The 13,174-nt window shown below is 60.4% G+C and carries 10 protein-coding genes and 2 pseudogenes; 9 read left to right on the top strand and 3 right to left on the bottom strand.

Features of this window, described 5'->3' with window-relative positions; all coding sequences use genetic code 11:
* A pseudogene (locus QZ613_RS16420) lies at window positions 1-215 on the bottom strand (hypothetical protein); the annotation flags it as partial.
* A 1,081-nt stretch (window positions 216-1,296) separates the two neighbouring features.
* Here QZ613_RS16420 and QZ613_RS16425 point away from each other — a divergent pair.
* The 8 genes from QZ613_RS16425 (at window position 1,297) to QZ613_RS16460 (ending at window position 10,552) form a co-directional block, all read left to right on the top strand.
* Window positions 1,297-1,713 carry a hypothetical protein gene (locus tag QZ613_RS16425; protein ID WP_291982596.1) on the top strand — a complete coding sequence of 139 codons (417 nt, stop codon included), beginning with the start codon at window positions 1,297-1,299 and terminating at the stop codon, window positions 1,711-1,713.
* Window positions 1,714-1,736: 23 nt separating this feature from the next.
* The gene (locus QZ613_RS16430; RefSeq protein ID WP_291982599.1) at window positions 1,737-2,003 is read left to right on the top strand and encodes a hypothetical protein; all 267 of its coding nucleotides are present in this window, start codon (window positions 1,737-1,739) and stop codon (window positions 2,001-2,003) included.
* Complete coding sequence (gene traD / locus QZ613_RS16435) at window positions 2,000-3,820, top strand: conjugative transfer system coupling protein TraD (RefSeq protein ID WP_291982601.1); 1,821 nt, start codon at window positions 2,000-2,002, stop codon at window positions 3,818-3,820. Before QZ613_RS16430 ends, traD begins: the two co-directional genes overlap by 4 nt.
* Window positions 3,817-4,434, top strand: coding sequence for a DUF4400 domain-containing protein (locus QZ613_RS16440; RefSeq protein WP_291983244.1), 618 nt, complete (start codon window positions 3,817-3,819; stop codon window positions 4,432-4,434). The genes traD and QZ613_RS16440 overlap by 4 nt, the downstream gene beginning before the upstream one ends.
* Window positions 4,435-4,803: 369 nt before the next feature.
* On the top strand, window positions 4,804-6,003 hold the full coding sequence (locus tag QZ613_RS16445) for a hypothetical protein (protein WP_291983247.1): 1,200 nt from the start codon (window positions 4,804-4,806) through the stop codon (window positions 6,001-6,003).
* 588 nt (window positions 6,004-6,591) lie between these two features.
* Window positions 6,592-6,933, top strand: a complete 342-nt coding sequence (locus QZ613_RS16450; protein WP_291983249.1) for a hypothetical protein — start codon at window positions 6,592-6,594, stop codon at window positions 6,931-6,933.
* A gap of 1,035 nt (window positions 6,934-7,968) precedes the next feature.
* A complete protein-coding gene (locus QZ613_RS16455; RefSeq protein ID WP_291983251.1) occupies window positions 7,969-9,582 on the top strand; it encodes a DUF3696 domain-containing protein in 1,614 nt (537 codons plus the stop codon).
* On the top strand, window positions 9,575-10,552 hold the full coding sequence (locus QZ613_RS16460; RefSeq protein WP_291983253.1) for a hypothetical protein: 978 nt from the start codon (window positions 9,575-9,577) through the stop codon (window positions 10,550-10,552). The genes QZ613_RS16455 and QZ613_RS16460 overlap by 8 nt, the downstream gene beginning before the upstream one ends.
* Before the next feature lie 77 nt (window positions 10,553-10,629).
* Here QZ613_RS16460 and QZ613_RS16465 read toward each other — a convergent pair.
* Window positions 10,630-11,621, bottom strand: a protein-coding gene (locus QZ613_RS16465; RefSeq protein ID WP_291983256.1) for an IS5 family transposase whose coding sequence is annotated in 2 segments (ribosomal slippage) — window positions 10,630-11,327 and window positions 11,327-11,621 — 993 coding nt in all. Because the reading frame shifts where the segments join, the coding sequence is not laid out codon by codon here.
* A 79-nt stretch (window positions 11,622-11,700) separates the two neighbouring features.
* The gene (locus QZ613_RS16470; protein WP_291983258.1) at window positions 11,701-12,426 is read right to left on the bottom strand and encodes a hypothetical protein; all 726 of its coding nucleotides are present in this window, start codon (window positions 12,424-12,426) and stop codon (window positions 11,701-11,703) included.
* A gap of 443 nt (window positions 12,427-12,869) precedes the next feature.
* Between QZ613_RS16470 and QZ613_RS16475 the strand changes: the two are divergent.
* Window positions 12,870-13,164: pseudogene (locus QZ613_RS16475) on the top strand (transposase family protein); the annotation flags it as partial.
* Between the last annotated feature and the right edge of the window lie 10 nt (window positions 13,165-13,174).

The following is a 13,174-nucleotide window of genomic DNA, read 5'->3' on the forward strand; positions in this document are numbered from 1 at the left end:
TCCAGCCGCGGGCACTTCGTCGTCACGGCTTCGGCAGACCATGCCAGAACAAGCCGGGGAACCGTGCCGAAGGGCAGGCCGATTTTCGGTCGGCGATAATCGAAAGAGACACGGCACCGCTCGTCCCCCCGCTCGCAAGGATGACACGCCGGGGTCGTGTGCGGCAAGGTGGTCTGAACCAGCGCCTGGCCATGAACGACGAGCGACTCCGGCATCGACCTCGAATCGCTAATCTCGGAAGCGAGGACATCAGCTCTGTCGGCGCGCGCGGACCCTGGTCACGGGAATGCCGCATCCCGGATGCGGACGGAACGTAAGGCCGCCGGGATGGAATCGCGAGGAAGCGGGGGATTGGGGGCTGTTTCGCATGCCGTCACTGTTGCACCCTGCAGCTCCTCGGTGCAGGCGAAAAGCGTCCAGAAAAGTGGCTTTTCGGACGCAAGGAGCGGAAGACGTCAGGTCGCGAAGGGCTATGGGCCGCGGAGCTACGGTGCGCGGCAGCCTGTATCGCCGTGGAATCGGACGATTCGAAATCCACAGTCGAGATCCCGGGTGGTGACGGTGCGTTTGGTGGTCGCTGACGCTGATCGTTTGCCGCTCGTGGGTCCTACGCGCAGCGAGACGTCTTGCGCAGGTGGTGGCGTGAAGGCTTCTCAGGCAGCACGCTGCACGGTGACCGTTTCACACCCTGCAAAACCCTGTCGCGGTGAGGTACCGATCTGGCTATCCCCGCCTGATTGCCACGACCGTGGTTTTTCTCCTGGTAGGGCCGCTTTTCGCTTTTGTTGCCCTTTTCGACCTCGATTCCGCTGCACGTCACTCGGCGCGTGGGTTCTTCTTGCGGCTCGAACGGCGCGGCGCCACGTAGTTATCCACAGGCGCGACCGCCCTTTACTTGTAAATTACTTTAATTTACTTGTTAACTACTTGTAGACCCCCCTCAAAGCCTTGCCACGCAAGGCCTGTAGCCGAGGTCGTGAGACAGGTTTCACGTCGTTATGAGACAGGTTTCACGTTAACTGAGACAGGTTTCACGTGGATAACTTTTCCCCTCCTCTGGAAGCCCCTTGTAGCCTGGGTTTGCGGCGAATGGCGTTTGAGACAGGTTTCACGTGGATAACTTCTCCGAAGGGCGATTTCTGTGGATAACTTTTTCCGAAAAGCGGTCCGAAAGGACGCTTTTCGGGGACTTGCATTTTTTCAGCCATCCGTAGAATCGTTCTGGATAGCGTCTCGATCGGCGCCGCTCGCGGTGGAGCGGGACGTTGCAGGGCGCTCATTACGGAGGAGAAGAACATGCGCAACGAACAAACCGGACTGATCACATCACTGGCGTCGCATTGCTGGCGCCTCTTGAGTCTTCGTGGCGACTGGAAATCCATGCCGGACTCGGCAGGCTTTGTCTGGCTGGCTATGGGCGCGACACTTCTTGGCGGCCTGACGGAACAGCTCGTCAGGGGCCGGTCGCTGGACGTAGCCGTCCTCAGCGCCGTGGTCTGGCTGGGATTCATTCTCGCCGTGTCCAGACACGGCAGGATTTTCAATCGTCGGTTTGCCGGCGCTCTCGCCCTGCTGTCGATTGGAATCGAGGGCCTGCTGGTGCTCACGATCTGGATTCCAGCGGCCGAATGGCCGGTAGCGATCTGGGCCGGCGTTGCCGTCATGCACCTGCTTTTCCAGGCGAACGATGCGGGCGCGGCGGCAGGGCGCTGACGCCGGTTAGCATCGAGCGCCGCTTGCCTTCGATGAAAACGCCGGTCATCGACCTCAGTGCAATGATGCGCACAGGATCGGGCGGCCAGTTCCCTGAGCCGCGGCTTGTCAGGGATGACTGCGACGCCGATCGCCGGCCCGACCTGGATCAGTCCATCGCCTTCGCCGCGCCGACGATCCAGCCCGACCAGACGATCGATCCTGCGAAGCGGGTCACGGCACACGCCCAAACGCGCGACAGAAGAAAGCGTGCCGGCCATCCGTCGGCGCCATCGTGGAGGCGCGCATGATGGTCGTCTCCTCGCCCTACGACTTCGAGGTCCCGTGGCGCCCCAATTTTGAAGCCAAAATGGCGCTTGTCTGGGCGCTCGCGTCGGCCCTGATCATCGCCTTCTCCCGGGCGGTTCCGTTGTTCTCCCAGTTCTCGGCGCTGCTTGCCGTCGGATGTGCCCTGGCCGCGGCCTGCCGCGGTTACCAGGCCTACCAGCGGCTGCTCGATGCCTCGCGTCTGCGCTCGTTCGGCAAGGCGTTCATTGATCTCGGGGAACTCGAAAAGAAGGCCCTTCAGGCCGCTCAACGGCAGGCGCTCTGGCTGGGAACAGGGTTTCCCTGGACCGACATCGAGGCAAGCAAGCTGCATACCCTCATTTCACTCGGCGTCGTCAGGACGCTCGGAAAAGCGGCCCAACAGACCGAAGGCGCGTACTGGGTCCATGGCCTTGCTCCCGAAGACGATCTCTATTCGGAACTCGCCCACCTGGTCGGGCACACCCTGATCGTCGGCACGACCCGTGTCGGCAAGACACGCCTGTTCGATCTGCTCATCGCCCAGGCGATCTTCCGGGGCGAGACAGTGATCATCATCGATCCGAAGGGCGATCACGCGCTGGCCAGGAATGCCCGCGCCGCGTGTGACGCCAGCGGGGCAGGGGAGCGCTTCGTGTATTTTCATCCGGCGCATCCCGACCGGTCGGCGTGCATCGATCCCTTGCGCAACTGGAACCGCAAGACCGAGCTGGCCAGCCGCGTGGCGGCGTTGATCCCCTCGGAAACCGGCGCCGACCCGTTCACGGCCTTCGGCTGGAAAGTGCTCAACGACATCACCAACGGCATGATCGCCACCGGCCATCGGCCCAATCTGGTGCAGCTGCGACGGTATGTCGAAGGCGGACCCGAGAGCCTCTTGCAGCGGGCGTTGAAAGTTCACTTCACCCGCCAGGTGAAGGACTGGGAAAGCCGGGCCGCGTCCCATATCCGGCGCTACAAGGATCGGCTGCTGGAAGCCTACATCGCCTTCTACCGGGAGATCGCCATCCATGAAGCGCAGTCCGTGGATCTCGATGGCTTGATCTCGACCTACGAGCACAATCGCGAGCACTTCCAGAAAATGGTGGCGTCCCTGATCCCGATTCTCTCGATGCTCACCAGTGAGCCCCTGCAGGCGCTTCTGTCACCGGACTTCGAGCCGGGCCACGAGCGGCTGGTGACCGACATGTCGAAGATCATCCACGGCAACAAGGTGGTCTACATCGGTCTGGATTCGCTGGCCGACTCGACGGTGGGCAGCGCCATCGGCTCCATCCTGCTGGCCGATCTCGCCGCTGTGGCGGGCGACCGCTACAACTACGGGATTGATTCGCTGACGCCGGTCAATCTCTTCATCGACGAAGCCGCCGAGGTCCTCAACCAGCCGGCCATTCAACTCATGAACAAGGGCGGCGGCGCGGATTTCCGGGTGACCATCGCCACGCAGACCTTTGCCGACTTTGCCAGCCGACTTGGCGACGAAAACAAGGCACGCCAGGTGCTCGCCAACACCAACAACAAGATCGCCCTGCGCGTTCTGGATTCCGAAACGCAGAAATACCTGGCCGAAGGCATGCCGCAGATCAAGGTGCGTTCGATGGCCCTGCGCTACGGACACAATGTCGATAGCCACGTGCAGGACAACTACACCGCGTCTTATCAGGAACAGATCATGGAGGCGGAGGCAGAATTTTTTCCGGCGGCGATGCTGGGTGAACTGCCACCACTGCATTTCATCGCTCGGCTTTCTGGCGGCCGGACGCTCAAGGGACGGTTTCCCATCCTCCTGACGCAGCCATGAGGCCTGCGCGCACCGACAACGCCTGGAGTACCTTCGTCGCCGTCGCACTGTTTCTGCTCATGGCGGCCACCTGGGCGTTCATTCCGCCGACGGCGATCCGCAATGCCTGGATCGCCGAACGGGCGGAGGTCTACGCGATTGCTGGCAAGGGTGAGAGCGATGTCTACGGTCGTACCCTGGACGATATGGAAAAATCGCTGGCGTCGGATTTTCGCAGCTTCATCATCGACGCTCAATCGACAGGGCAGGGACCCTTTGGGAGTTCCGACCTCAGCGCTTGGGCGCAGGGCCGGATCGTCGCGACCTGGTTGTGGATCGGCCTGGTCGCCTACCGCCTACAAGTGTTGATGGGATGGCTGGTACCAGGCATTCCCTTGGTGATGGCGGCCTACAGCGACGGCCAGCTCGTGCGGGAAATCCGGAAGTATTCCTTCGTGGCCCAGAGCCCGATCCGACACAGCCTCGGGGTGCGCGTGCTCTGGGCCGTTCTGGTGGGGCTTGCCGTCTGGATGATCGTGCCGTTGCCGATGCCCTCGTTGCTGCCACCCTTGTTGATCGTCTCGATCTCGTACGCGCTGTGGCTGTGGGTGAGTAATTTGCAGAAGCGGCTTTGAGGCGATTGCCTGCGGGACAGGTCAGCTTCGTCAGGGCGGTACGGCTCGCACAAGGGGGCGTGCGTGACGGTTCCTCGTGACCCAGCAAGACGTTTCGGCGCAGCGCCAAATGTCCTATGCTTCTCACTTGATGAGAAAAGAACAGCAACTACCCACTGGCGCCGCCACCATTCGGCGCAACCTCTGCCAGGAGGGCCTGCCGAGCTCGGCCATACGGTGGCCGCCCACACCTCTCGGCACCGTCGGTTTCGCCCGACTGCCTCCACAAGATGTCGGCAGGCGTCTGCAACATGAAACAGCGCAGATGCCCGTAATTCGCTTACGGCGTGCAGGCCAAGCCGGCGACTTCGCGTCTCGCCGGCGCTTGATATGAACGGCAGCGATCTTCCCCCGTTCATGGGCTATCTGCCACCCGTGGTGGACGGCACGCTGCTGGAACTGATGAACATGTCTTACCCGGACTATCCGCCGCGCGCCGGCAGGACGGGAGCGCAGCTTTCAGAGTCCCGGCTACTGGCGCTCGATTCACTGCGCCTGTTCTTCAAGGAAAAACCGCATCAACGCGCGGCCGAAATCGTCGGGGAAGCCGTGCTCAGACAGACACCGTTCTGTCTTTATCTGCGCAATTTTGGCCTCGGTCCACGCGTCTATGGCGCGCGCAACGACCCGTACGGACTGCCGCAGGTGGTGACCCTCGCCGGGCAGTTCGACAACCACATGCAGCGGAGCCTCCAGGCGGCGGTTGAACCCTCTTTGCCCGTGGTGGGTATCCAGAACCCAGCGGGACAAAGCGGGCCGCTGCCGGCATTCGTCCTGGCAGACGAGGACTGGGAATCGCTGGCTGCTTTACTGGTCCGCAACGCGGGCATGATCGTCATCCACTTCCTCGGCTTCACTTCGGGCGTGCTCAAGGAATTGGAACTGATCCGTGCGGCGGGCAAGCAGACGTCGACGCTGGTGGTCATCGAACAGGAGGATCCATTCGCCGCGTTGAAGGATGCGGCATTGCTCACCGGTGCCAGGCGCCAGGAGCCCGTGTCGATAGCGGGATCGCTCGACGACTTTCCCCATCGTCTGCTTCGGCAAGGCGACGACGGTTGGCAGGCAGTACAGGCGAATCTGGCCGCGATGGCGTGCGAATCGCATGCGCCGCCGGTAGATCGCGCGTTGTCTTTGCCGCCCGAGTTTCTGCCTCCGGAGCCGCTGCGCAATTACTGCACCGATCGGTCAACCGAGGAATACGACAGGGCGCATCAACTGACCGACGAGAAGCGTTTCGACGAAGCCGAGGACGTACTCTACCGCGCGGTCGCCTACGCACACTGGGCACGGTATCCGCTGGGCCGCGTGATGACCTTGACGGCACTTGGCCAGTTGAGCCTCATCGGTTTCGGCGCCAAAGGGGATGCTGGATCGCTGCTCGAGATGGCGCTCGACACCTGCCAGGAGGTTCGGGCGACGAGTCAGACGGCTGCCAAGATGTATCCGGCAATCGAGCAGGCACTGGGAAGGTTGCGAGCAGAGACGGAGGCCAAAGGGAAGCGCGAGATCGACGCCGCCGGGAAGTAGGGCAAGCAATCGGGCGGATGGCCACTGCGGCCGCCATCAACGGTCGTAGCGCTGTGACTGTCATCAAAGACGCAAAGATCAGCAGCACCACGGACAGCCGACATTCAGGAGGGAGCGCGGGATTTCGGCTAATCGGCCATGCCGGACGGTTGGGAAGCAACGTCGGATGTGTGCCAATCCCGCTTCGCCTTACCATGAGGCAAGGGCCGCTGTCGGCCATTACCAGTAGAGCCGTTTGGCTGTTTTCCGATCCGATGGCTGCCGCCCGATGGCCCTGCTTTTCAAGCCGTCGAATGACCGGACCTCCGCAAGGAGTCCGTGAAATGACGCCGGTACCTGGCCGTGATACCCGCAGGTCCGGACTGAATGGCGCATGCTTGCGCGGTAGCTGAAGTCGCCGGCATCGCCACTGTCAGCGATCTGCCGGGCGCGACGCCGTGGCCGAACGCGGAGTGTAGTAATCGCGCACGGTCATCGGCCACCCCGCTCGGCATCGTTTTGGCGCGCCATCGGGTGCGCGGAACTTCATGGGCATGGCGCCCCTCAAGCCAGGGGCCACACGCTGATGGCCTGGAGGAACAACCCGCGATGAATATCCTTGCCATCTCTCGTCGGTGCGCAGTCGTCTGCTTGACGATGTTTCTGGCCAGTTGCCGTTCCGCCGGACTCGGCATCACTATCCCGGTCGTGCCAGGTGTCGGTATCGGTCTCGGGGTCGGCAGCGGCGGCGTGAATGCTGGCTTATCGGCAGGCTATGGTCCGGCCAGCGTGGGTGTCGGTGTCAACCAGGCAGGACGGGTCACGGGCGGCGCAGGTGTCGGCTTCGGCACCCGTGTCGGTGGCGCCAGCGTGGGTGCGGGCGTAGGTTCCGGTGGCGTCATCCACGATCCTGACGATCCGGACACACGCAAGAAGGAGCTTGCACGATGACGCGGGATCGAATGGAGCGCTGTCGTTGCCGCCGACGGGGACATCCGTGCGCTTGGCGTCGCGCATCGGCATGACGTCGTCTCCGGACCGGGTAATGACGGCGGATTCATGGCCAGCTTGCCGGTATTCCCCACGTTCCAGTCGTCGGAGTCGTGAAATCGCTGCCACAGGAAGCTGACAGCGCGCCCCGCAAGGGTCATTTTCAGTGCCTGCCGCTGCCTGGGCGGCGGTGGCTACTATGCAAGGCCCGGATCGGGTGATTGGAACGACAGGATGTCTGTTCGTACCAATTCCTACGAGGTCGCGACGGCAGCTTGCCACGGTCGGTTTCGTCATGCCGGCCGGGCGCTCGACGAGGGATGTCGCGCCGGATTTCGCTGCCCGCCCATGGCCGGCTGTTGTCTAATGACAAGTGGAATCCGACGGGCTCTTAACGACCCTGAGCGGTCTGGTGCGCATAGCATTCCAAGTGGCCGTCCACGCGATTAAGCTGCCGTCCTGTTAATCCGTAGGTCCCTGGTTCGAGCCCAGGTCGGGGAGCCAGAGAAAATTCGCAGTAGTACAAGCGCTTAGCTCAGCCCACACCACAAGGCTGGGCTTTTTGCGTTCTGGGGTGGCGTCCGGGCCTATACCGACCTGGGGGGTGGCACTCCTCGGTGTGGGGCAGGGGGCTTGCGCAAGGGAAGGGCTCGGGCGTGCGGACGCTCTGCGTGTGCGGCCGGCTGGGTCCGTGCTGGCGCCTCCCGGGTGGTCGGCGTTCTGGCGGCACCATTGGCCGTTGGCGGGCAGAAATCCGCTCGGTAGGGGGATTCCCAGCAGATTTTCAGGACGGACGGGCAGGGTAAGAATGGTCGAGGTCGGCCCCGAACGGTCGTAGCGACAGCGGGACATTCTGGGAGGCAAATTACAGCTAACGGATCGGAACGCTGCAGCTCGATTCTTTCACCAGTAGGCTCACGTCCCCTCATCCGCACGATGTTGTAGGATGTGGAGCTCATTCCTCATGCAAACCGCAAGTGAGCCAGGCGCCTTCCTATGTTGCAAAACAAGATCAAATTCGACGACGATAAGAAGCCATTCATAACCAGCGTCACGCTTGGCGGTTTCCAGGTTTTCGACAAGCCCACCATCATTCCGCTCGGCAAGCTCACGTTCCTGTTCGGGCCAAACTCTGCCGGGAAGAGCGCCATTGAAGATGGCCTCGTTGTCCTCTTGGGCTCGCTAAGTTATACCAACAAACTGCGTGGATTCAATACCGGCCAACTGGAGCGTCATTGGCGCAGAGTTGGAGATGCGTACGTGCCGACTCTCACCATAGGGCTCACTGCTTCGATTCCCACCGATCTTCGTGCCTGCCTCGACGTGCCGAATAAGGATACCGGGTCGTCGTACGAATCCAACGGGCACGAAATCGGCGTTACCTACCGATGCCAGTACGACACGGAAGAGGAAGAAATCAGCCGGTCCACTCAGGTTGAACTCACCGTGAATGGCATTCCGATCATCGAGATGGATGAACACGAAAGCATTGGGGTGAATTTCGCCCATCCGATGCTTTCCGGATTTGTGCTGTCGGGCGATTATAGAGCTCTCTCCGCCGATCTTCCGAAGCACGTGGCGTACGTCGATGGCTGGGCCAGGATCCACACTTCCTTAGTATGGATGCGTAGCGAGAACATAGACCGGGAGTCGGTGCTTTACGACTTAGAAAGGGCGGTCTTGTTCTCGGAGGAGCCTGCAGCAAACTGGCAGCAGTTCGCAGAGCGCATGCGCACCGCCGTAAATGAGGTCGTCGGCTTCTTCGACGGCATCAAGCTGATCGCGTTGGCCAATATGACCATCACCACAAACATCGTCCCGGCCTCAAGGACCGTTCCGTCTCTCAAAGAATTGACCTTTTTCTGCTTACCAGAAAGCGATTCGCTGCTGAGCCTGCCCGGCTTGATTGCCGACGGGGATCCCCGGTACAACGATCTAGCCATTTCCTGCCTAACGAAACGCCTCCGCGTGAATGACGTCTCGGGTAAGGGCCAACTCTTGGACGCCGTCAACCGTGCCTTGAGCGACCATCTCTTCCTTGAGCGAGGATACCAGATCAACGCCGACTTCCGGGCCATCCTAGACTTCGATGAATTGGAAACCCTCGTCGCCCGAGACGTCGGCAACATCGCGGACCGGCCTTGGATCGTTCAGGTGTTCCTCAACGACGCCCAAGGGAGGAAGCAGGCCTTTGACCAGGTGGGAAGTGGGCTCGGCTACGTCCTTCCGGTGCTCTGCTCAGTGGCGAACCCGTCTTTTCCCATATCCCTGGTGCAACAACCCGAACTGCACCTGCATCCGGCACTCCAAGCGGCTCTCGGCGACGTTTTTATCGAGTCGGCGAACGATCAACACCAAATCATCATCGAGACGCACAGCGAGCATCTACTTCTCCGCATCTTGAAGCGCATCCGGCAAACTTCACAAGGAAAGCTCGCCGTGCCGGAAGTGCTATTGCGCTCCGACGACGTGGTAGTCGCCTACTTCGACCCGAAGCCGGACGGTACGACCTCCGTGAAGCGCTTGCGGATCTCGGAGGATGGGGAATTCATTGACCGCTGGCCCAGCGGCTTCTTCACCGAACGGGACGGGGAACTGTTCGATGAATGAGCTTTACGCCGCCGACCCCCTGAGTTGTGAAAACTCTGGCGACCTTCGGTACCTGCTCAGTCAGTTCGGACCATTCACTGGGCGCTACCTCGCGGCCTATCCGGTGAGTTGGAGGGGCGAAATCAGAGAACGCTGCGAAACCCTCGGGCCTATCGAAGCGGAACGCGTGAAGGTCTTGCTCCGCCGTGCCCGCGAAAGGGCGGCCCTCCTTTGCAAGGCGGCCCTCCCTTGGGACGATCGAAACAACTGGCTCGAAAACTACCGGAGCGTCCTACGGCAGCACCCTAGAGAATTCGCGAGCGGGATTGTGCCAAGGCCTTTCCAGGCCCGTGACGTGATAATGATTGACGACCTCGATCTTTCGCCGACCGCCGACGAATCGATTGAGGCCATCCCCAAGGAATACCTACGTGTCAGCAAGACCCTCTTGTTGCTGAGTCCAGAACTCGTTTTCGTCGACCCGTACCTGAACCCGTGCAAGAGCGACCGACAGGATGTACTCGTCGAGATGTTCCGTTTGGCCGGACGCGGGAAGTGCCGAGGGATAACCTGCTGGGCACGTGATTCCGAGATCGTCGGCGACCGCCGTTATTCCTGGGATGAGGTGCGCGCGGCGATCGAGAAGATTCTCACCGCCGCAGAATGGCCGGGGGATCGTGAGTTCCGTTATCTTCTGGTCGACGACGCAACTTGCCGTTCCAAAATGCACGCGCGCTACCTCGTCTCGATCAAGGGCGGCATCCGCTACGACCAAGGATTTCAACGCCTCCCAAAGGGCCGTCGGAACGATGTTTCTCCCCTTGGTTCTGTGCTCCACGACCATGTCCTGAAAACCTACCACGAGGGGGAGCACGACATGGAAATTGTGCGTGCTTTCGAGCGGACCGTTAGGGAACCGCTGAAGAATGAGCGTTGCAGCCTCGGCGATGCTGCCAAAACGCGAGGCAAGTCCGCCGGGGCGCGGACTTAATGACTTATGCATCGTCATCCGTCGGTTATGGCCACATTCCTGCCTTTTCCGGCCCCTTTCAGGGCTTGTGGTGTGCATCAGGACGCACCCCGGGCGTCGAGCGCCAAGAGCCATCGCTTGGCGATCACCAGATTGGCCAGGGCGAACAGCTTGTGCAGGTGGGCCGTATTCTTGGCCAGTCCCTTGTAACGTACCTTCCGGTAGTGGAAGAGGTTCTTCACCACGTGGAAGGGATGCTCTACCTTGGAGCGGATGCTGGCTTTCAGTGATTCCAGCTGGCGCAGCAATTGGCCGACCAGGCTGTCCTTCGGGACAGCCTTGAGCTTGCCGCGCTTCATGGCGATCCCCCAGTTGACGTCGAGGTCCTTCAGTTCGTCTCGCTTCTCGGCACCGGTGTAGCCGGCATCCAGGAAGACGTCCTTTTCTTGTCCATGCAGCAGATGCCCGGTCTGGGTGATGTCCGCTTCGTTCGCCGCGGTACCAATGACGTTGTGGACCAGGCCGCTCTCGGCATCAACGCCAATGTGCGCCTTCATGCCGAAGTACCACTGGTTGCCTTTCCTGGTCTGATGCATCTCGGGGTCACGGGCCTTGGCTTCGTTCTTGACTGAGGGCGGTGCGGCAATGATCGTGGCGTCGGCGATCGTGCCTTCGCGCATCATCAGGCCCGCTGCAGACAGCTTGCCGTTGATCGCCTCGAACAGTTTCTTCGTCAGCCCGTGCTTCTCCAGCAGGTGCCGAAACTGCAGTACCGTCGTGGTGTCCGGCGCAGCCCCCGGGACAGGTCAATGCCGACAAAGGCACGCAATGCCTGGCTGTCGGTGATCGCGTCTTCGACGCCTTCATCCGACAGGTTGTAGCACACCTGCACGCAGTACACCCGCAGCATCCGCTCGAGTCCGATCGGCGGGCGGCCTCGGGTACCCTTCGGGTAGTGTGGCAAGACGACAGCCAGCAATGAAGACCACGGGATGAGCTGTTCCAGCTCGGCAAGAAACACCTCGCGCTTCGTCAGCGGCAGCCGCTTCTTCCGTTCAAACTCAACCTGGGAAAAACTGATCTGCTTCATCGTGGGCGCTCGTGCTGGATTGATAGGTTGATTATACCATCCGGATATGCAGCGATTTGATCGGTGTTTCCCTAACGCGTCAGATTAATTTCTGCTCTACGCCAGACAGCTTCAATTGATACTCATTCCCATTTTTTATCACCTCCAATCCGATCTCCTTCCGTTCGTGCCAGGGTGGTTCATCCTCTATCCCTTGGTCAGAGATGCCAGAGATACACATGACCCTATCAACACGGAAATGGGCGCACGCGCGGCCTCGCTCCTCAGCCTTGATAATCAATGCTTCCAAAGCCTCTCGATTGAGTAGATAGATAGTATCGGCATCATAATTGTTACCCGGCGACGAGTCATGGATGTGTGTCAAGTACGCGATCTGCCCTTCACCGGGACAGTAAGGTGCCAAAGCGGCTGGCACGCCATCCCAATAATTGCCCCCATCGGCGGGGCGCGAACGCGCTACACTGGGCACCAGCAAGAACTCACTGTCATTCCAGCGTCGCCCCGAATTGCCCTGCATGATGGGAATAATGGCAATGGTTTTCAGTATTTCATCCATTATATTCTTGTCGATTTGTTGACTCATTTGCGTGGCCTCGTGACATATCACAAGATTACTTTCGGTTTGATTCCGTTCGCCTGGGTTGCTAAACGGCTGCAATCCCTGTGGAAGACTATTCGCCTGCGAGAGCCTCAGATGCGTTTCACGCCCTGATAGCAATCCACCTAGACTGCGCCAGCAGTCATCCCCGAACTGCAACAGCGCCTCACCCTGGTATGCGCTGTACTGATTGGCCATCAGGTACATGGTGACGCACACACCCGAAAATGCCTACAGCTCCTCTAGGTAGGCGGTGTTTCTTTCCTTCAGGTCCGCAAACGACGGTGCCAACTTGAACAAGTCTAGCAGGTCTGTATGCTGTAACCTGTCGGTCAGCAACACCAACGCACGCAGTGCGATACCGGGTCCGAAATCAATGCTCCCAACCTAACGCGCCATTGTCATAACTTGATTGGGAAATCGAGAAACGGGTCGCCCGCCGGACAGGCACCCGGCAGAATCGGTACCCCATTAATCGTATCTAACAGTTTATATGCCACGATCTTTATGTCAACGTCGTCAACTCCAGGGTAGCCGCACGAATGCCAACGTCGTTGACCCTATGAAATAATCGTTTACGCTCAAGGAGTTACAAAGAGGCTGTTCACAGCCCCTGGGTTGTGTAGTTTTCTGTCTTTTTGGGGTTTTCCATGAGCGCAGAAAACAGGGGCCGCCTGGTCGACGTGTGGGTTGTTGGGCGTGATCCGAGACAGGCCACGAAAGTCGAGCACGACCTGATCGAATTGCTGGTGGTGTCGGTCAGTGCGGTGCTGTCAGGTGCCGACACCTTTGTCGAAATCGAGGCCTGGGCGAAAAGAAGCTGGACTGGTTGCTTGGGTGGGTCAGGTGTTGCCAGCGCTGGCGAACGGCGAAGTGGTCGCCGTCGATGGCAAGACCAGTCGTCGGTCGGGAAAGGTGGACGCCACACCCCTTCACCTGGCCACCCGAGTTCGAC

Origin of the sequence: Candidatus Accumulibacter sp. ACC005, assembly GCF_907163215.1 — a bacterium.
GTDB lineage: Bacteria > Pseudomonadota > Gammaproteobacteria > Burkholderiales > Rhodocyclaceae > Accumulibacter > Accumulibacter regalis.

Excerpts from the sequence above, each read along its gene's own strand:
- QZ613_RS16445 (WP_291983247.1), top strand. The coding sequence starts at position 4,804 with ATGAACGGCAGCGATCTTCCCCCGTTCATGGGCTATCTGCCACCCGTG.
- QZ613_RS16425 (WP_291982596.1), top strand. The coding sequence starts at position 1,297 with ATGCGCAACGAACAAACCGGACTGATCACATCACTGGCGTCGCATTGC.
- QZ613_RS16470 (WP_291983258.1), bottom strand. The coding sequence starts at position 12,426 with ATGTACCTGATGGCCAATCAGTACAGCGCATACCAGGGTGAGGCGCTG.
- QZ613_RS16450 (WP_291983249.1), top strand. The coding sequence starts at position 6,592 with ATGAATATCCTTGCCATCTCTCGTCGGTGCGCAGTCGTCTGCTTGACG.
- traD (WP_291982601.1), top strand. The coding sequence starts at position 2,000 with ATGATGGTCGTCTCCTCGCCCTACGACTTCGAGGTCCCGTGGCGCCCC.
- QZ613_RS16455 (WP_291983251.1), top strand. The coding sequence starts at position 7,969 with ATGTTGCAAAACAAGATCAAATTCGACGACGATAAGAAGCCATTCATA.
- QZ613_RS16440 (WP_291983244.1), top strand. The coding sequence starts at position 3,817 with ATGAGGCCTGCGCGCACCGACAACGCCTGGAGTACCTTCGTCGCCGTC.
- QZ613_RS16460 (WP_291983253.1), top strand. The coding sequence starts at position 9,575 with ATGAATGAGCTTTACGCCGCCGACCCCCTGAGTTGTGAAAACTCTGGC.